This is a genomic window from Sphingobacterium sp. CZ-UAM, from assembly GCF_002000245.1.
In the GTDB taxonomy this organism is placed as follows: Bacteria; Bacteroidota; Bacteroidia; order Sphingobacteriales; family Sphingobacteriaceae; genus Sphingobacterium.
This window is the reverse complement of sequence record NZ_MTCM01000001.1, coordinates 211458-231855: the sequence shown is the minus strand read 5'-3', so window position 1 is coordinate 231855 and position 20398 is coordinate 211458. Positions and strand designations below refer to the sequence as shown.

Here is a 20398-nt window from a genome sequence, read left to right as displayed (position 1 = left end):
ACAAATACTCTACAAATAGAATATTTATTTCAAGGAATTGAGATAGTCCTTTATTAGTGTGATGCCTTCCGCATGAAGTATCGTAGTACCTTTTTGGGGCATATGCATCTCACCCAATACAGACATTCGGCCAATAATTTTTGCCTGTTTGAGCAAAATTCCCGTTTCGTTTAGCGGGCTTTCAAATCTAAGATCGAGCATCGTCATATAGGCAGTTCCCATAGGATTATGGCAATGGGCGCAATTCACCTCCATATAAGCTCTTGCACGCCGCTCGACAGATTGATTATGGTCTTCGTAACTTGGTAACAGACTTCGTTTTCTCAAAGGGGAAATAGCCAGTATGCCTAGATGTTTCAGATAATCCAACTGTTGAATGGTATCATTTGCCCGATACAAAACCCGATTTAAATTTCTGATTTTGGGACCGATCGGGAGGATACGGTTCACTTGGCGATGACATGCAATACAGTCCTTACGGGAAGGAATGATATAATGCGTCTGCCGCTTCACACCTTTACCGTCTAAAAATGAAACAGGGACAATTGCACTATCAGCTAATAAGACAGCTTCATCCTGTGCCGAATTCCATTGATAAGTCGCTGCATTCCATTGTCCCCCTTTGTTGATCAGGAGACGCGTTTCTAACAAGACTGATTTAGGCCCTCGTAAACTATCTATATTTGGGTAAAAAAAAGATTTGGCAATAATAGTTCCATCCGGAAAATCAGGCAGTCCATCATCCGAAGCAACTATTTTTTTTCCTTTTGGCAGGAAGATAACACGTTTTTTGTCCGCATAATCTGTAAAAAGACTCGAAGCCAGCTCATAAGAAACTCCTTGGTCATTAGGTACAAGATCTGCTATTTTCCCTTTGAACAAACCATAATCGGATAATTTATCCCGGAATATTACATTATCCGCAGCCACTTTGCCCCTGTTCTTATTGTTGAGTACAATAAAGAGTATAGGTATAAGCAAAACGCCTATTAAAATTATCGCTTTTTTCATATCTCCTGTGCTCCGCTTCCCTTGTCGCCATTTTCTGTTATCAGGGCGAAGATAAGACAAAAAAAATAATACAGCGTGGGAGTTAGGTACGACAAAAAAATTTTATATTTAAATGTCATTAACCAAAACTCCGGATCCATGGAAGACATGATTCTTTACAATCGGCTTCAATTTGCCTTTACAATTACATTCCACTACCTATTCCCTCAATTGACTATGGGATTATCCTTGATGATTGTTTATTTCAAATGGAAATTTCTAAAAACCCACAACGAAGATTACAACCATGCCTCAAAATTTTGGATGAAAATCTTTGCATTGAATTTTACAATGGGTGTTGTGACGGGGATCCCTATGGAATTTCAGTTTGGCACGAATTGGGCAAAGTTTTCCGAGCTTACAGGGGGAATCATTGGGCAAACTTTGGCCATGGAAGGTATGTTTTCTTTTTTTCTGGAGTCTTCTTTTTTGGGAATGTTTCTCTTTGGAGAAAGATTACTTGGCCACAAGCTGCACTTTCTCTCCGGTTTGATGGTATTCATTGGATCCTGGGCGAGTGGATTTCTGATTATTGCCACGCATTCCTGGATGCAGCATCCGGTTGGATATGAAATTCTCGAAAATGGCAAATTTGTATTGAACAATTTTGGTTCTTTATTCAGCAATCCATGGTTATGGCCCTCTTATCTACACAATCAGGCGGCATCCTTAGTCACAAGTTCCTTTTTTGTAGCCTCAATTGGAGCATTCTATCTTCTCAGCGACAGACATAGCAAATTTGGCAAGATATTCGTTAAAAGCGGCGTTATCTTTGGAGCTATTTCCTCCATTCTTGTTGCGTTTCCTACAGGAGATCTAGCGGCCAAAAATGTGGTGAAATATCAACCTGCAGCATTCGCAGGCATGGAGGGGATCTTCAAGACGGAGAAAGGGGGATCCGAGATTATCCTTATCGGTCAACCTGACATGGAAAACAAAAAACTGGACAATAAAATTGCAGTTCCTAATGTTTTAAGCTTCCTCACCTATCAGCGTTGGGATGCGGAAATAAAAGGATTGAATGAATTTCAGGACGCTTTACATCCCACCAATGTCCCCGGTCTTTATTATAGTTATCACATCATGGCCGGCCTAGGCACAATATTTATCGGAATCATGATCTTGGGCACTGTTTTACTTTGGCGGGATAAATTATACCAGACCAAATGGCTCTTATGGATCATTATGTTTATGATTCCTTTTCCTTATATCGCCAATACCGCAGGATGGTATACAGCCGAACTCGGACGGCAACCCTGGTTGGTCTACAACTTGATGCGTATGGTAGATGGTGTATCCCCTACGGTATCTTCTGGTAACACCTTATTTACCTTACTCGGATTTGTCGGATTATATATTCTTTTGGGACTGTTATTCCTGATGTTAGTATTGAAAATTATTAGAAGAGGCCCCGAGCCCCATATTGTTTTAAATTAATTTGTCATGGAAATATTCTGGTTTATAGTATTGACTTTCATGTTGGGTATCTACATTGTCCTTGATGGCTATGATTTTGGAGCAGGAATTGTACATTTATTTTTTGCAAAGACCGAACAGGAGAAAAAGGCTGTAACAAATGCAATCGGACCTTTTTGGGATGCCAATGAAGTCTGGCTTATCGCAGCCGGTGGTGTTTTATTCTTCGCCTTTCCAACATTATATGCTTCATCTTTCAGCGGATTCTACCTCCCGCTGATGTTAGTATTATGGCTGCTGATCTTTAGAGCAATAAGTCTTGAACTCAGGGGACAGATCCATCATAGACTTTGGGAGGCATTATGGGATAAAGGGTTTGGTTTAGCCAGCTTACTCCTGGCGTTATTTTTTGGTGCCGCTTTAGGCAATGTCGTGCGCGGAGTCAATCTGGGAATGGTGGAAAATGGGATTTCAACACAAGAGCCACATTATTTCTTCCTGGCGCTCTGGAACCCGACATTCGACCCTTTGGCCGAACATCAGGGTATCATAGACTGGTTCACCTTAATCCTGGGCTTGGTCGCGGTAGTAACGCTCACCATCCACGGCGCAGGATGGGTCATATTAAAAACATCCAGTTCACTCAATCAGCGGCTCAAAACCATCATATTCAAGTTGAATTTTGTTTTGCTATTATTAGTGATCTTATCGGCTTATGTCTGGCATTATGTGAAACCAATCTCCTTAAATAATTTCCAACAATATTACTGGCTCTGGATATTCCCCTTAATTGCGGCAATCGGCCTGCTGGGGCAATTCTGGGTTAGAACCTTCAGAAAAGACGGTACAGGTTTTTTCTTTTCCTCCCTATTTATTCTTGGGAGCTTTGCGACCACAGTCGCATCTATGTTTCCGACCTTATTACCATCAACGAATGAAGTAAACCCTTCACTTACCATACAGAATGCTGCAGCACATGAATATGGCCTTTCTGTAGGATTGGGATGGTTTATTTTTGCTGCGATTTTGGTCGTAGCCTATTTTGTTATCCAGTTTAGGGTTTTTAAAGGAAAGCTCGATGAGGTAGGTTATGGCGAACATTAACCGGTCACACGGCTAAGCTAGTGCTCCAATAATCTATGTTTTAGTGCAAGTTGCACCAACTCAATCATGTTTTTCACTTTAAATTTGGTCAATAGATTACGTCGGTGCGTTTCTATCGTAACAGGGCTTAAAAATAGTTTCTCCGCAATCTGATTGCTGGTATGGCCATTTGCAATCATTGTCAAAATTTCCTTTTCCCTTTGTGTTAACCGTGGAAGATCTTGCAGGGAAGAAACAGCTCCCGTGTAAAGCTCCTTTGCTTTATCGCAAAGGGCTATCTTTCTGTCCAGTCCAAGATGCACACAATGAAGAAACTCATCATTGGACACATCCTTTAATATATAACCATTTCCGCCATTTTGCATAAACTGAAAAATAAGATTGCGGTCTGCGATATTGCTCAATGCGACAACAGGAAGGCCAGGAAATAATTTTTTCAATTGTACACAAACCTCAAGTCCGCTGATATTCAAGAGCTGCATATCCATAAGTACCAAATCTACTTCCGTGGTATTCAGAAATTCTATCAACGATACTTCCTTCAGAAATGAATATACCTTATACCCTTTTTGGTTGTTAAGAAAAGAGGTCACCCCCTCCAACAACAGGGGATGATCGTCTAGTACGGCAATAATTTTCATATACTGGTTTTTAACTAAACACTTACACCTATTTCAATTTGGGTACCAGATCCAGGTTTACTCCGTATTTCAATAGATCCATTGATCCAGTTAATTCTCTTGACAATATTATTTAATCCCATTCCATAATTGGCCACAGAAGCGTCAAATCCTTTTCCATTGTCTTCTATCAAAACCTGCAATATTGCTGCTGATTTACTTACCTGAACAATAATAAGGTCTGCATCTGCATATTTCAATGCATTTGAGATTGCCTCCTGGACAATCCGATAGATTGCCAACCCTTTTTGGAAGTCGAGCTGTACTTCGTCCTCATAGTTTTCAAATTGGATCTGCACCTTATTATTTTTCATTGAAAGACATAATTGTTCCAATGCTGCTATCAGACCAAATTGCCGCAATGACTCGGGCATCAGATTATGCGATATACGTCGTACTTCACCCAAGATATCGTTCAGTTTGTGCGGTAATTCGTCCTTCAGATCATATTCTCCAGTCTGCTCTCCAGCGATCTTAAATTTCAATCCTGTCAGCATCCCGCCAATACTATCGTGTAAATCTTGCGCAATACGTTGCCGTTCCTGCTCTTCGGCCTTTAGCATAGACTCAGAGATCTGCAGCTGTTTTTCCTTCGCCAGTTTCTCCAAAGCAATCTCATGATTCATCTGGATCTGTCCATTCAGCTTCCGTTGTTTCCTATAAGAAAAAGTGGCAAATAAAACAGCTATGAAAAGTAAAACAGCAATACCCAAGACAAGAAAAACCTTTAGCTGGTTGCGTTCTTTATCTGCGCGAAGATTTAAAATCACTTTTTCTTTTTCGACGGCTTTGTATTTAGCCTCCATTTCATTCATTTTTTCCAAAAGCTGAACCTTCTGTATACTATCCGAGAGCTTATTTGCAACATTCGACATCTTCAATGCTTCTTTGTAATCTCCCATTAATTCATTTACAGCGGCCAGTTGGCTATAAACAATTTTACTGTTATAGAGATCACGTGTCAATAGTCCATTTTTTATAATCTCTTCTAAGGGCTGTTTCGCTTCAGCATATTTTTTCTGCATCAAATAGACATTAAACTTTCTAAACAGCATCATCTGGTAAGATCTCCAATTGTTCGTTTTCTTAGACCAATCCAAACCAGTATTCAGCATGCGCAACGCTTCATCAGTTTGCTGCTTCGTTGTAAAATAAAGTGCTTCATTGTAATAGTAATTGGGCAATTGCGAGGAGTTGGCATTATCGCCCAACATGACCTTGACTTTATCTAACAATAGCCGGGCCTCCTTTGATCGGACTTGATAACAATAAGTGCTAACAGCATTTAAATAGGCGACCAATAGCGTTGTACTCTTTGGTTGCTGCTCCAGCTGTTTAATCGCCAACTGGTGATATTCATCTGCTTTCGCCAATTGATTGGATGACATAAAGGCCATACCAATCATGGTATTTATAGCCCCTTCCATGAGGGGATCATGTGCTTTGGCATAGGGCATACACCTACTATTAAGTATATCCAGGAGATCAGCAAAGCCTTTTTTTGGGAACCGAATTAATCCCAGATTATACCATGCTCTGGCCAACAGCTCTTGCTCAAAGGGCAGTTTGGTATCAGCAAGGATATCTATGCATTTTTGGGCTTCTATCCCGGCATGCTTACTGTCCAAAAATTGCCCATAGTAAATGCTTTTGTAAAGTGCAGCCATAGCCCGAAGGCTTCGAAAGGGCTTAGCTAATCGCTCTCCCTGCCGCATATTTTCCCAGAATTTCAGCGTATCCCGAAAGCGGTAGTAATCCGATAGATAAAAGTATTGTAGTGCCCTTACACTATCCTCTGAGGTCGACTTCAACAGCATTTCGGCATCAGCCCGATATTGATCCTCATTTAAGGGCAGAAAACTTTGGGCCCGGCTGAGCTGTACAGTAAAATACAGCATACAACATGCAATTAACTTTAACCAAACTATACGTTGTAAACTCATTAACTAAAACTTATATCTGATGAATAATAAATACAGTTTATTGCATTTTTTTGAGATGCGGCTCCATAGCTGTGTTATTCCGGAAAATTCGATGAATATGATGAACACTCCCATACACGGTTTCTCAAAACTAAACAATTTTGAAAACATATAAAGCACCCCAATGGATATTGAGGTGCTTTATTATAAGATGCAGCAATAATTTATAAACTGCCTTTATGGAAACAATATTTTCAGGAACGTCCCAATAATGTTTCAAACGTTGCCGTTCGCGTAGTTGCTATATTGATCAACAGATCCAATTTACAGCTATAATTCGACGATAGTTCTTTTGAACCACTGTTTCCAAATAACTCCCTTTTTACAATGGGGACACTAAAAGGTAAAGTCCATGCCCGTAATGATTTAGCTATTGCATCCATCGCATTGATCCCCTGCAAAGCCTGTACACCATCTGCCCAGCAAACCAGACCTACAGTTTTATCGGTGAGGTAGGCCGGGCTATTCTTTGCACTTATCTCCAGCCAATCCAAACAGTTTTTCATTACCCCCGGCACACCGCCATGATATAAAGGCGATAACCAAAAATGTAGATCTGCCTCCAGAAAAAGACTGTTCATGATCTTTACACTATTGGGTATCCTACTGAGACTTGTATCAAAAAGTGGTATGCCACTATCCGCGAGATTAAACACACTGTTCTCAATACCAAGCTGATTCAATTTTTCGGCAAAATAATTAGACAATACTCCTGAAGTCGACTCTTGTCTACGCTCCAGAGCGCCATTAAATATCAATGCTTTCATTCTTTTCTATGCTCTTTTAAAAATAACTTTTGGCATTCCGATCTCTCCGTACATCAATGATTTAACAATCGGAATTAAACGTTCGGCAGCTAACATATAAAGTGATTCAGGCATATTTGGTCTCGCCCTTACAACCACCTTTTGCCCCAGATAGGAAGACAGATCTGCCCTGGTCAAATTCTGTGTCCATAATTCCAATTCCAGCGTTTCCACAGTTTTAAAATCATAATATGCTACCTCAGCATGAAATTTCTCCGCTAAAGCCATATAAACCCAAGGAGGAATAATGGCATCAGCAGAACAGGTAAAAGCGACAGCTTTGCCTTTATAAGGGGTCAATTCCAATGCAGCAAGAGCCGCTTTAAACTCCTTTTCTTTGACGATCATTTCCTGGAAAAAAAGGGTTTTAATGTCAAAGTCTATAATGTCAACTGTGGGTTTGAAATCAATGAGATCAAGCGCCAAAATACCCGAATTTTCAACCTTATTTACAAACATGCTTTTTATAATTATTAGCTCCGCTACCCAAAACATTTAACATGCTATATCAGTTTGCCGATCATCTCTTCGTATCGCTTTTCGACTGCAGACCAGTCCAGGACAGACCAAAATGCATCCAAATAATCGGCTCTTTTATTCTGATATTTCAAATAGTATGCATGTTCCCATACATCAACTCCCAAAATGGGAACTCCTCTACTGGTCAATTGTGTATCCATTAATGGATTGTCCTGATTGGCTGTAGCCACCACATCCAAAGTGCCGTTGTATTTGATGTAAAGCCAGGACCATCCTGAACCAAATTGTCCAAGTCCAGCATTTTTTATCTTCGCTTTCAACTCATCTAAAGAACCAAAAGTTGCGTCTATTTGACTCGCCAACTTTCCGGTAGGCGCGGTTTTCGGTGCGGCAGATAAAACTTGCCAAAACAAGGAATGATTATAATGTCCGCCCGCATTATTACGTATAGCAGGACTATACTGACTCACCTGTGCCAATATATCTTCTAATTCAAGGCCTTCAGCACTTGTACCGATTACGGCTTTATTTAAATTATCGACATAGGCCTGATGGTGTTTTTGATGATGAATCGTCATTGTCTCCCGATCAAAGTAAGGTTCAAGTGCCCCATAAGTAAAGGGTAAATCCGGTAACTGAAATTTGCTCATATTAATCTAATTTGTTGTTTCAATAATGATTCAAAACTAAATAATAGACATTAATAAAACAACCAATAAGTTGTTTTATTAATGTCATAAAATTATTCCGCCATTAGAAAAAACTTTACTATTATGCATAATAGTGATAATAAGAAAAACAGTATCTTTGTTGACAAGAATTAAAACAACTTTTTAATTGCCAAATGCAAAAGACTCCAGCAGATCGAATATTAATGTTATTAAAAATGCGAGGTGAGGTTACCGCCGCTCTTATTGCGATAGAGTTGGGTATTACAAAGGAGGGCGCCCGCAAACAGCTACTCAATCTTGCGAACCAGGGTTTAATTGAATCCTATGCGAGAAGTGAAGGCAGAGGCCGGCCATCGACCTACTATTGTCTTTCAGCGCTAGGACTTGCAAAATTCCCGGATAGTCATGCTGACATTACGGTACAACTGCTGCAATCCATTAAGCAATTGCTCGGTGAGAATGCTTTGGATCTACTGATCAGCGATCGGGAATCAAAAGTATATGAGAAGTATAGAAAAGCATTGTCTGCTAGTAAATCCATCGAAAGCAAACTTGATATCATCGCCAGCAAAAGAACGGAAGAAGGTTATATGGCTGAATGGAGAAAAGATGAAGGATCTTATCTTCTCATTGAGAATCACTGTCCCATTTGTGCCGCAGCGACTGAATGTCAAGGTTTTTGTCGTTCAGAACTCCACAATTTTCAACAGCTTATCGGTCCATCTTATTCGATCGTTAGAATAGAATACCTGATCGAAAATGGTTCCCGCTGTACCTATCGCATAACGGAAAGAAAATAATGTAACTTTTTCAGGTACATCCATGGAAATAAATAATATACCGAAAAGTATTTTTTATATTTGCATCCAAAGAATAGTGTCATTATGTCAAAAGCGGAACAGACCCGACAATTTATCGTTGAGAAGACAGCCCCAATCTTTAATAAAAAAGGATATTTTGCTACTTCACTTTCGGACATTACAACAGCTACGGGCCTAACAAAAGGAAGTATTTATGGTAATTTTAAAGACAAAGATGACTTAGCCCTCCAGGTCTATAGTTATCAAAGCAAAAAAATTGCCAACGCTGTGGAACAGCAGATCAGCCCCCACAGGACGGCCTTAAAAAAACTCTTCGCTTTTTTTGATTTTTACAAAGAAAATTTCAAAAATATCGCTGCTTCAGGGGGATGTCCGCTGATGAATGCTGCAGTTGAGGTGGATGATTCCCTCCCTTTTTTAACCCCAAAGGTCAAACGGTCGTTTACGCTTTGGAAAGAACGATTGATTTCGATATTGGACGAAGGAATTAAGAATGGAGAATTTAAAAAGCATATTTCTACCGAACAATTTGCAATTATTTTCATGGCGATGATTGAGGGTGGGATTTTACTTGCAAAGATTTCCGGCCGGGCTAAAGATCTAAGTATTGTCTTGGACAATATGAAAGACATGGTCGATCGGGAGATCAAAATCTAATTTTTTTTAACAAAATATATACCAATCGGTATATTGAATATTAATGAAAAAAAATAAAAAATGAAAAGAGTAGTCATTACCGGCATGGGGACAATTAACCCCTTGGGCGAGAATGTTGATACATTCTGGGAGAATATTTTACGAGGTGAAAATCATACTGCTATCATCAGCCGTTTTGATGCATCTCTATTTCGGACGCAAATCGCAAGTGAGGTCAGGAACTTTCAACCGGAAAAGTACCTGGACAGAAATGAGATCAAGAGAAGTGACTTATTTACACAATATGCTTTATATAGCGCATCCCAGGCGCTGGAAGATTCTGGTTTGGATCCCAACATCATGGATCCATTTGATATAGGTGTTATTTGGGGTGTTGGTCAAGGTGGAATGGAAACATTCGAAAATGAAGTTGAGAGTTATGTAAAAGGCAATTACGCGCCACGGTTCAGTCCTTTTTTCGTTCCGAGGCTTATTGTTAACATGGCATCAGGGATGATATCGATGAAATTTGGTTTGAAGGGAATAAATTATACAACAGTGTCTGCCTGTGCGACTTCGAATACGGCTTTCATGGATGCATTCAATTACATTCGATTAGGGAAGGCCAAAGTTTTTATCAGTGGTGGTTCAGAAGCCCCCATTACTCCAGCTTCAGTCGGTGGTTTTTCTGCGATGAAAGCAATGTCCAGCAGACACGATGATCCGACAAGGGCAAGTAGGCCTTTTGATCGGGATCGCGACGGCTTTGTCATGGGCGAAGGTGCGGGAGCTCTGGTACTGGAAGAATACGAACATGCCAAAAGAAGGGGCGCAAAGATATATGCCGAACTTGTAGGCGCATCAATGACAGCAGATGCCTATCATATGACTTCACCTCATCCCGAAGGTATAGGTGCAGCCAAAGCAATGTCCTTGGCGATGGAAGAAGCTCAAATGAACAGTACCGAGTTGGATTATCTGAATCTTCATGCCACCTCTACCCCTGTGGGCGATATTGCTGAACTGAAAGCCATGCAACTTGCATTCGGTCCATCCAGCAATCTTTGGGTAAGCTCAACCAAGTCAATGACTGGACATCTGCTCGGTGCCGCGGGAGCAATTGAAGCAATTGTCGCCATAAAGTCGATAAACAATAATGTTATTCCAGCGAGCATCAACATCGAAAATATCGACCCTGCAATTCCCGAAGGCATCAACATTGTTATCAATCAGCCCTTGGAGAAGAATGTTCAAACCGCTATGAGCAATGCTTTCGGCTTTGGTGGGCATAATTCGAGTATCCTCTTTAAAAAGATTTAATATTTTTTAAAAAAAATTTGCCACAGTGTAATAAACACACTATCTTTGTGTCATCATAATTTAGGTTTATAATTGGTTATTTAAGGTTTTCATTCTCCCCGTTTGAAAACCTTTTTTTGTTTATTCAAATTCCCATATGGACAAAAAAATCATCTGATCTTCTTTATTTTTATATCATAAACCGAATGAAAAATTTTATTTTTCCGCAAACATTTTTTAGCAATTGCTATACCCAGCCGCCGCTACGTGAAGGCAATGTCCTGAATTGAATTATGAAAACGATGGAGTAGATATTTTCAATTTTTCAGCACATAATTTTGCATTAAATTACAGAGTATAATGTTTGCTTATACTGTTGCACATATTCTTTTGGATTACAACCAATGATCTGCTTAAACACTCTATTAAAATTTGTAATACTGTTAAAACCACAGCTGTAAGCGATAAACGAAACGCTATCTAGGTGATCTTCGGTCAATTGATTACAGACTTCTTTTACGCGAATTCTATTTAAATAAGTTACGAAGGTAACTCCGCAGTGTTTTTTAAAATATCGACAAAATGCCTGCGGCGTAAGGCTTGCATAGTCCGCAACCTCTTCCAGGCTAAGATCATGTTTGTGATTTTCTTTAATATAATTACAGATGATATTGATCCGGTTTGTGCTATGAATGGTATCCAACATTTCCGCCCTCTCTGCACAAAGTGGCTCCGTCTCTCTTGATATATTCGCCAAAGACCTCAATAGGTAGAAAAAGTGCATCAATTTGTCGATTTGATCCGAAGACTTCAATTGTAAAACGCGTTCTGAAATCTGCTTAAAATATTCCTCCGGAATTTTAAAACCACAGGAATTATTATAGATAAACTGATTTAATGATTCAAATTCTTCTAAAGAGAATAAGAATTTGAGCTTACCGTTTGGGTCAAAAAAAATCGAGATCGAACGGGACTCATTTGAAAACCCATCCTGGGAAGAGGACTTAAATACATGCGGCTGATTTGCTCCCAAAAAGAATATATCATTTTCCTTAAAAGGATGTAAAGTATCTTCAACAATCAATACCCCTCTTCCCTTTACGATCCACATAAGTTGCGCTTCCTGATGCCTATGAAGGTGCGGGTAAAAAGTCTCTAAAATATCTTCTTGTATCGTTAAGCTTTGGCCTTGCATTGCTGGCACATTAAATTGGAGCGCTTTCATAGGATTTCGTAAGTTTATATTTGTATTTACTGCTGTTTAGTTAATATAAATATAATAACTACGTAACAAGTAAACATATCCTTACTAATACTTGGAAAAATAAAAACAAAATATGTATATCATGTGATAATATTTAGCAATCTGTAATTTTTCTATTCAATCTTTCATAAAACAGGAAATCAAAACTCCTTATCTTACAAAAACAAGGTTAAAATACAATTAGACTTTGATAAATTGTGATAATTAATATTCAATAGAAACCTAGAACTTTATTAAATACCGATATTATTCCATTTTCATGAATTAATCAGTAAAAATAGGCAATTGTAACAACGTTAAAATACAATCCATAATACCATTTCTTGAATGGGAGCCTTCAAGAATTAAAAGATTAAATTTACGATATTGGCTCTTATATTATATATGTTAATAATACCGCTTTAAATCTTAATAAGGCGCCTTTTTAAATCTTAATTAGAAATCGGCGCTCTTAATTTTCGTAAATATGTTTAAAAAAGAAATCTATACTAGCCGCAGGCACGAGCTTATTTCAAAATTTTCTTCGGGTAAACTCCTATTCTTAGGAAATATTGAAAACCCGATCAATTTTGAACACAATACCTATCCTTTTCGCCAGGACAGTAGTTTTTTATATTATATCGGGATAAAAAGCCCCCGATTAGCGGCTGTACTTGATATTGATAACGGAGAAACTTTGCTATTTGGGGATGAAATGACCATCGACGATATTGTCTGGATGGGACAGCAACAAACGCTATCAGAAAAAGCGGCTCTTTCGGGAATCAATAAATTACTTCCCTTTGAGCAGCTGGTCGACTACATAGAAAAATACGGCCAACATACGTTTCATTACCTCCCTCCCTATCAATCGCACAATAAGTTATTGCTCGGGAAATTATTTAACTGTCCTATTGACCAACTTCAACCATCCGTAGCTTTAATCCAAGCGGTAGCTGCACAGCGCAGTATTAAATCAACAGCAGAAATTATCGAATTGGAAAAAGCCGTAGACGTAGCAGTTGACATGCATCGTCTTGCTATCCGGATGACAAAACCCGGTTGTTATGAATATCAGATCAGCAATGCCATGCAGCACTTCGCACAGGATCAGGGCATGACCTTTTCTTATCCCCCCATCGTTACGAAAAGAGGTGAGATCCTACACAACCATATGCAATTCCATCAAGTTCATGAGGGGGATCTTGTATTGAATGATTCGGGAGTTGAAACCTCATTGGGATATGCTTCTGACCTCACACGTACCTTTCCAGTTGGCAAACGTTTTACCACGCTACAGGAGGAAATTTACCAGGTCGTTTTACATGCCTTTAAATCGGCAGAAAAGTTATTGACCGCTGGAATACGCTTTAAAGACATCCATTTAAAAGCCTGTGAAGCTCTTGTGGATGGACTAACACAGATAGGTTTCATGAAAGGTAATCCACAAGATGCTGTTGCCAACCATGCCCACTCCTTATTCTTTCAATGTGGTCTAGGCCATCTGCTCGGATTGGATGTACACGATATGGAAGACCTGGGCGAACAATATGTAGGCTACAGCAAATCCGAGCCTAAGGATACCAAGACCTTTGGTCTTAAGTCTCTGCGATTGGGGAAAGAATTGGAAGCAGGCAATGTACTTACTGTTGAACCAGGCATCTACCTGATCCCTGAACTGACACAGCTATGGGAGCAGCAAAATGTTCATAGGGATTTTGTCAATTATGACTTTCTAAAGAAACATCTTGATTTTGGGGGAATTCGTATTGAAGACAATTATCTTATTGAAGAAAATGGTTACCGACGTCTTGGAAAATATCTCGAACGTGAAGTAGAAGAAATTTATCGTTTAAAAGATAATGCAATCGATTAGTTACATGAGCAGGGACAACAAACGCATCTTCTATAGATTAAACAATTATATACAAATGAATAGCATTAGACATTTTATTATTGCAAAGCTATTATTGGTTCTTTACCTATCCAATCCACTCTTTGCACAAAGACTCTGGACAGATATTGGAGACCAATATTATGAGTTCTCGGATAAAGGGATTGAGATTGTAAATCCAAAAAATGGAAACCCGGGAATATTTTTATCCCAACAGGCCCTTATTCCAAAAGGCAGCAATGCCGCATTGAAAGTTGAAAATTTTTCAATCTCCGGGAATAAGGAACTCATTTTAATCTACACGAACAGCAAAAGAGTATGGCGTGAAAATACACGGGGCGATTATTGGGTGTACAATAAGAAATCCAACCAACTGACTCAATTAGGCCGCCAATTTCCGTCATCCCAGCTGATGTTTGCTAAATTTAATCCTCAAGCGAATAAAGTAGCTTATGTGAACAAAGCAGATCATAATATCTATGTGGAAGATCTGGCGACAGGAACTATTCATGCAGTAACGAAGGATGGTACAGACCGTATGATCAATGGAACTTTCGATTGGGTTTATGAGGAGGAATTTGGTTGCAAAGATGGTTTCAGATGGTCCCCTGATGGTCTCTCCATTGCCTACTGGAAACTTGATGCAAATAGTATCCGTAAGTTTCTAATGATTAATAATACGGATAGTCTTTACTCGTTTACCATCCCCGTAGAATATCCTAAAGTAGGACAGTCTCCAAGCGCCTGTTCCATATGGACTTACGAACTATCTACCGGTAAGAATAGCCGAATCAATATTCCGGGTGATCCTGAACAACATTATATTCCACGCATGGAATGGTGCATGGACAGCAAACAGCTAATTTTGCAACAGCTCAACAGGAAACAAAACGAGAGCAAGATCTATACAGCTTCCATCGTGACCAATGAAGTTCAATCGATACATCAGGAAACGAGCGACTCTTGGATTGATATCAAGGCAAGATGGAATAATAATGATCCTTCGGGCTGGGACTGGATACAGAATGGGAAAGCATTTATATGGGTATCCGAAAAAGACGGCTGGCGAAAAATCTATCAAATCGACCTAAAAGGCAATGAAAAACTGATTACCAACGCAAATTACGATATTATTAATCTTGATTTTCTTGACCCAAAAGGAGAAACAATTTATTTTACTGCTTCTCCTACGAATGCGACGCAAAAATATCTTTATAGTATCTCCACGAAAGGCGGCTCGCCCAAAAGGCTCACACCAGCATCTTTTGAAGGCACCTGCGATTATGATATTTCGAAAGATGGCAAGACCGCTATCTTCAGCTTCAGTAACCGCGCCGAGTTCAAACAGGATGCTGTTATCGACCTTCCCGCACATCGGATGGTAGTAGATTTTGAGGTCAAACGTCAAAAGAAAGCGCAAGATGGTATCGCTGAATTTTTCAAAGTTAAAACCTCCGAAGGGATAGAACTAGATGGCTGGATGGTTAAACCATTGGATTTCGATCCCAATAAAAAGTATCCTGTAGTCTTTATGGTATATGGCGAGCCAGCTTCACAAACTGTTTTGGACAACTTTAGTGCAGGTCACAACAGCCTATATAAAGGAAGTATGGCTCAGGATGGATACATCTATATTTCCTTGGACAATCGAGGTACACCCGCTCCTAAGGGTAGTCTCTGGCGCAAAAGTATCTATCGTAACATTGGTCAACTCAATATTCGCGACCAGGCATTAGCTACTCAGGAGATCTTGAAATGGCCTTTTGTCGATAACTCGCGCGTAGCAGTCTGGGGATGGAGCGGTGGTGGTTCGAGTACGCTCAATCTGCTGGGACAGTATCCACAAATCTATCAAACTGGTATCGCAATAGCCGCTGTTGCGAACCAACTGCTTTATGACAATGTCTACCAGGAGCGTTACATGGGACTTCCTCAAGAAAATTTAGAAGACTTCGAGAATGGTTCGCCATTGAAATATGCTAAAAATATAAAAGGAAATCTTTTGTATATACACGGGACTGGGGACGATAATGTCCATTATCAGAATGCAGAAGTTCTGATAGATGAATTCATAAAAAATAATGTACAATTTCAGCTGATGTCCTACCCCAACCGCAGCCATTCGATCAGTGAAGGACAAGGGACTTATGAGCATCTCAGAACATTGTATACAAACTATTTAAAACAACATTGCCCTCCAGGTGGAAGATAAACTAATGAAAAAAATATTATTATATGCCCTAGGTACCTATGGTATTTTAGTTGCAGGTGTTCAGCAATCCACTGCACAATTGATGAAAGAAAAAAATGAATTCACACGAGCGGATTCATTGCGGGGTCACCTCACGCCATTGCGGACCTGTTACGATATCCAATACTATCATTTGGACGTGAAAGTAGATGTAGATAATAAGTTCATTTCCGGTTCAAACCTCTTCCGCTTTAAGGCAACGGAAGATTTCGAACGTTTACAATTTGATCTGTTTGCCAATCTTAAAATTAACAAGGTTGTTTATCAAGGGAAAGAGCTTTCATTTAACAGGGAGCATAATGCTGTATTTTTGGACTTTCCCGCCAAGATCGCCAAAAATACGCTAAGTGAATTCACGGTATATTACGAAGGACATCCTACCGAAGCTGCCCGCGCTCCTTGGGATGGTGGCTTTGACTGGAAAAAAGACAGCAATGGCAAACCTTGGGTGGCTACCGCCTGCCAGGGTATGGGCGCTAGTGTCTGGTGGCCCAATAAAGACCATCAATATGATGAGGTCGACAGTATGATGATTTCCATTGCTGTTCCCAAAGAAGTGATGAACGTATCTAATGGGCGGTTGGTAAAAGTGGAAAAAATGAAAGATGGTTACACAAAATACCATTGGAAAGTCGCTAATCCGATCAACAACTACAATGTCGCCATCAATATCGGGGACTACGTTCATTTTAAAGAAAAATATAAAGGTGAAAAAGGTCCTTTAGATATCGACTACTATATTCTGCGGGAGAATGATAAAAACGACAAAAAGGCTCACCTTCAAAAAAATGCCAGACAGACCCTGGAAGCATTTGAGCATTGGTTTGGTCCATACCCTTTTTATGAGGATGGTTACAAATTGGTTGAAACATATCATTTGGGCATGGAACATCAAAGTGCGATCGCCTATGGCAATCGATATCAAAATGGCTATCTCGGAAGTGATGCTTCCGGTACAGGCTGGGGCCAAAAATGGGATTTCATTGTCGTTCACGAATCTGGTCATGAATGGTTTGGCAATAATATTACGTCTGCCGATCTCGCAGATATGTGGATCCACGAAAGTTTTACAAATTATTCCGAAGGCCTATTTATTGACTATTTCTACGGCAAAGAAGCCAGCCAAGCATATGCACATGGCATCCGAAGTGGTATTCGTAATGATAGCCCGATGCAAGGGCCATATCATGTCAACAAAGAAGGGTCTGGTGATATGTATCCAAAGGGCGGTGTCATGCTCAATATGATTCGTACAATGATAGATAACGATGAAAAATGGCGTTCAATATTACGAGGTTTGAATTCGAAATTCTATCATCAACAGGTCGATTACAATGACATTGTCAATTATGTAACCCAACAATCTGGTCTGGACCTATCAAAAGTCTTTGAACAATATGTCCGGCACAGCTCCATTCCAACATTAGAAATCCAACAAGATGCTGCAGGAAAAATAATGGCCCGGTGGATTAGCGAGGTCAAAGGATTTCAGATGCCAATTCATATTGGGATAAAAGGCAAAAACAAACAACTTATTCAACTGGATCAACAGTTCCGAACAATTAAAATCCCAGGATTAAACAAGGAAAACATCGATGTGGATACGTTCAATTATTACATAGGGCTTTTGTCAGAATAGCATTTATTACAAAGTATGCTAGAAACTCAGGTATCATACAAGAAGAACATCCGAATCTAATCAACCCAGGAGCAAAATTTTAACGGTTGCCCCAAAGATAGTTCAGACTATTTTTAGGGCAGCCGTTTCGAAAACAAGTTTTTAACGTGCGAAACGATCGGGCTTAAACCCCGCAATAACGGGCTCAATTTTCCTTGCAGCCAACAGGTCACATACAACCTTACCGTAGGCAGGCCCTAAACTCAATCCCATCATCCCACCACCACCAGCGACAATAGCATTATTGTATTTTTTTAATCTCCCCAAATAAGGTAATCCATCCGGTGAACAAGGTCTATAACCATACCATATTTTATCTTTTGGATAATCCACCTGCAGTTCCGGATAATATTTGGGGATAGCTTCTACAATTCCCCTTACCCTATTTTCATAAATCTTATCGTTTGCAGCTCCCAATTCCATAGTACCGCTAAATCTGATCTGCCCATTCATTGGTGTAACAGCCACCCTAGCCTCTAGCAACAATGCGGCGTGATTCAATTTCCTCTCCCCTTGTGTGTCATACATAAAGGAATAGCCTTTCCCTGGCAAAAGCGGCGTATGAACATGCAATTTGGACATCAATTGTGGTAAATTGGCTCCGCCTGTTATGACGAATGCATCTGCATCGAAACTTCCTTTATTACTTAAAACAGTCTTAATGGTATTTCCGACCGTGATAAATTTTTGAGCTTCAGTTTTCTCAAAAAACGTCACACCAGCAGTTTTCAAATACTGAATCAACTGTTGCATTAATTTGGAGGGATATAATTTTCCATCGCAGCGATAAAGTACAGCTCCCAAGACATCTAGTTTGAGATTCGGCTCCAAGGCTTTTACAGCGTCTGCTTCCAATACTTCAACATCCAGTCCAAGGTCATGGGCACGATGTGCCAATTCCGTCTCCTCCTGCTTCACCTCGTTGGATTTATACATCATCAGAATACCATTTTGTTCCAGTTCAAAATCGAAACCATCGGCTGAATTCAATTCGTCATATAACCGGCTGCTATATAGATTTAAGTCACGAATGGCCGTCGCGTGCTGATCAACATGTGCCTTATTTGCATGTTTTAAAAATTTTAGTCCCCAATCTAGCAAACGTGGATTTAACGATGGCCGTACATAGAAAGGGCTTTTACTGTTAAACATCCATTTTATTCCCTGTGCTACGATTCCCGGTGCCGCCAAAGGCGTGAAGTGACTCGGCACAATCATCCCTGCGTTGCCATAAGAACAATTATTGTCCACCTCATTTCTTTCCAGAATTTTCACTTCCCATCCGTCTTTAACAAGATAATAGGCTGAAGCAAGTCCAGCAATTCCGGCACCGATTACGACTACTGTACCTCTTATATGTTCTTTCACTTTTTATATCAATTAAACTATCAAATTACTTGAAAACCGTCAAAATATGGGTCTTCATCATCCAAAAAAATGGTATTGTAGCCTGTTACTCTCGCCCATCCTTCTACGGACGGTATGATTGCTGGTTTTCCGTCGACGGTAGTCTCTCCTTCTATTTTGCCAATAAACTGAGAACCAATGTAACTTTCGTGAACAAATTCATCTCCTTTTTTCAATCTACCTTTTGCATACCACTGTGCCATTCGAGCTGAAGTACCCGTGCCACAAGGAGAGCGATCCAATGCATTTTCACCGACCAATACTGCATTTCGCCCGGAGGAACCTACATGTACAGGCTCTCCTGTCCATTGTATATGACTCAACCCCTCGATATTGGGATCTTCAGGATGGATGAATGTATATTTTTCATTGAGCAATTTGCGAATTATTTTACCGTAGTGAATCAGCTGACTCGCGGAATAAAATTTAATATCTTTAAAATTAGCCTGAGGGTCAATTATACCATAGAAATTTCCGCCATACGCCACATCAACAGAAATATGCCCCAAATCAGGACAGTCGACAGTTAAGTTTTCGGCGTATAAAAAAGATTTTACGTTTGTCAACTTGACACTTTTTACTTTTGCCCCTTCCTGAACGTAGTCGATATGAACCAGTCCTGCAGGGGTTTCCAATCTTAATTTCCCCGGTATCTTTGGTTGAATCAGCCCCTCTTCTATAGCGATGGTCACAGTACCGATCGTACCATGTCCACACATGGGTAAGCAACCACTGGTTTCAATATAAAGGACAGCAATATCATTCTGTGGATCTAAGGGCGGATAAAGCATGCTTCCACTCATCATATCATGCCCACGGGGCTCAAACATCAGTCCTTTACGAATCCAGTCATATTCCTGCATAAAATGCAGTCTGCGCTCCATCATTGAATTCCCCTTTAAGAGCGGGGCTCCAGCAGCGACTAATCGTACAGGGCATCCGCAGGTATGCGAGTCAATACAGAAAAATGTTTTTTTCAT

The 20398-nt window shown here is 39.9% G+C and carries 17 protein-coding genes; 8 read left to right on the top strand and 9 right to left on the bottom strand.

Translation table 11 applies throughout. The features are described from left to right. Positions 1–24: 24 nt before the first annotated feature. Positions 25–1011 carry a hypothetical protein gene (locus BWD42_RS01000; RefSeq protein WP_139350974.1) on the bottom strand — a complete coding sequence of 329 codons (987 nt, stop codon included), beginning with the start codon at positions 1009–1011 and terminating at the stop codon, positions 25–27. 138 nt (positions 1012–1149) lie between these two features. Between BWD42_RS01000 and BWD42_RS00995 the strand changes: the two genes are divergently transcribed. After that, positions 1150–2487: a cytochrome ubiquinol oxidase subunit I gene (locus BWD42_RS00995; RefSeq protein WP_077432621.1), complete on the top strand. Its 1338-nt coding sequence runs from the start codon at positions 1150–1152 to the stop codon at positions 2485–2487. Between the two features lie 6 nt (positions 2488–2493). Next, a complete protein-coding gene (gene cydB, locus BWD42_RS00990; protein ID WP_077432620.1) occupies positions 2494–3570 on the top strand; it encodes a cytochrome d ubiquinol oxidase subunit II in 1077 nt (358 codons plus the stop codon). 17 nt (positions 3571–3587) lie between these two features. Here the strand turns inward: cydB and BWD42_RS00985 are convergent, their stop codons facing one another. The 5 genes from BWD42_RS00985 to BWD42_RS00965 all read right to left on the bottom strand — a co-directional run bounded on the left by BWD42_RS00985 (position 3588) and on the right by BWD42_RS00965 (position 8168). Beyond that, a complete protein-coding gene (locus BWD42_RS00985) occupies positions 3588–4211 on the bottom strand; it encodes a response regulator transcription factor (protein WP_077432619.1) in 624 nt (207 codons plus the stop codon). Positions 4212–4225: 14 nt separating this feature from the next. Continuing rightward, positions 4226–6148, bottom strand: coding sequence for a sensor histidine kinase (locus tag BWD42_RS00980; protein ID WP_175991925.1), 1923 nt, complete (start codon positions 6146–6148; stop codon positions 4226–4228). A 278-nt stretch (positions 6149–6426) separates the two neighbouring features. Then, a complete protein-coding gene (locus BWD42_RS00975) occupies positions 6427–6999 on the bottom strand; it encodes an NADPH-dependent FMN reductase (protein ID WP_077432617.1) in 573 nt (190 codons plus the stop codon). Between the two features lie 6 nt (positions 7000–7005). Further along, positions 7006–7497, bottom strand: a complete 492-nt coding sequence (locus BWD42_RS00970; protein WP_217699973.1) for a DUF2480 family protein — start codon at positions 7495–7497, stop codon at positions 7006–7008. A 44-nt stretch (positions 7498–7541) separates the two neighbouring features. After that, the gene (locus BWD42_RS00965; RefSeq protein ID WP_077432615.1) at positions 7542–8168 is read right to left on the bottom strand and encodes a superoxide dismutase; all 627 of its coding nucleotides are present in this window, start codon (positions 8166–8168) and stop codon (positions 7542–7544) included. Between the two features lie 194 nt (positions 8169–8362). Here BWD42_RS00965 and BWD42_RS00960 point away from each other — a divergent pair, with 194 nt between their 5' ends. From BWD42_RS00960 to fabF, 3 genes are all read left to right on the top strand, one after another. Then, positions 8363–8989 carry a helix-turn-helix transcriptional regulator gene (locus BWD42_RS00960; RefSeq protein WP_077432614.1) on the top strand — a complete coding sequence of 209 codons (627 nt, stop codon included), beginning with the start codon at positions 8363–8365 and terminating at the stop codon, positions 8987–8989. 84 nt (positions 8990–9073) lie between these two features. Further along, positions 9074–9667 carry a TetR/AcrR family transcriptional regulator gene (locus BWD42_RS00955; RefSeq protein WP_077432613.1) on the top strand — a complete coding sequence of 198 codons (594 nt, stop codon included), beginning with the start codon at positions 9074–9076 and terminating at the stop codon, positions 9665–9667. A 60-nt stretch (positions 9668–9727) separates the two neighbouring features. Continuing rightward, positions 9728–10966 (top strand): beta-ketoacyl-ACP synthase II, encoded by a 1239-nt coding sequence (gene fabF / locus BWD42_RS00950; RefSeq protein ID WP_077432612.1) that lies wholly within the window; start codon positions 9728–9730, stop codon positions 10964–10966. Positions 10967–11288: 322 nt separating this feature from the next. On the opposite strand, the gene BWD42_RS00945 is transcribed toward fabF, so the two are convergent. Further along, positions 11289–12170, bottom strand: a complete 882-nt coding sequence (locus tag BWD42_RS00945) for an AraC family transcriptional regulator (RefSeq protein WP_077432611.1) — start codon at positions 12168–12170, stop codon at positions 11289–11291. Positions 12171–12675: 505 nt separating this feature from the next. Here BWD42_RS00945 and BWD42_RS00940 point away from each other — a divergent pair. Genes BWD42_RS00940 through BWD42_RS00930 form a run of 3 tightly spaced genes read left to right on the top strand, consistent with a single transcriptional unit; the run spans position 12676 to position 17972 of the window. Further along, positions 12676–14064 carry an aminopeptidase P family protein gene (locus BWD42_RS00940; RefSeq protein WP_077432610.1) on the top strand — a complete coding sequence of 463 codons (1389 nt, stop codon included), beginning with the start codon at positions 12676–12678 and terminating at the stop codon, positions 14062–14064. A gap of 55 nt (positions 14065–14119) precedes the next feature. After that, positions 14120–16294 carry a S9 family peptidase gene (locus tag BWD42_RS00935; protein WP_077435665.1) on the top strand — a complete coding sequence of 725 codons (2175 nt, stop codon included), beginning with the start codon at positions 14120–14122 and terminating at the stop codon, positions 16292–16294. Positions 16295–16298: 4 nt separating this feature from the next. Next, a complete protein-coding gene (locus BWD42_RS00930; RefSeq protein ID WP_077432609.1) occupies positions 16299–17972 on the top strand; it encodes a M1 family metallopeptidase in 1674 nt (557 codons plus the stop codon). Positions 17973–18113: 141 nt separating this feature from the next. Here the strand turns inward: BWD42_RS00930 and BWD42_RS00925 are convergent, their stop codons facing one another. Then, complete coding sequence (locus BWD42_RS00925) at positions 18114–19379, bottom strand: NAD(P)/FAD-dependent oxidoreductase (RefSeq protein WP_077432608.1); 1266 nt, start codon at positions 19377–19379, stop codon at positions 18114–18116. Positions 19380–19399: 20 nt separating this feature from the next. Then, positions 19400–20398, bottom strand: coding sequence for a 4-hydroxyproline epimerase (locus tag BWD42_RS00920; RefSeq protein ID WP_077432607.1), 999 nt, complete (start codon positions 20396–20398; stop codon positions 19400–19402).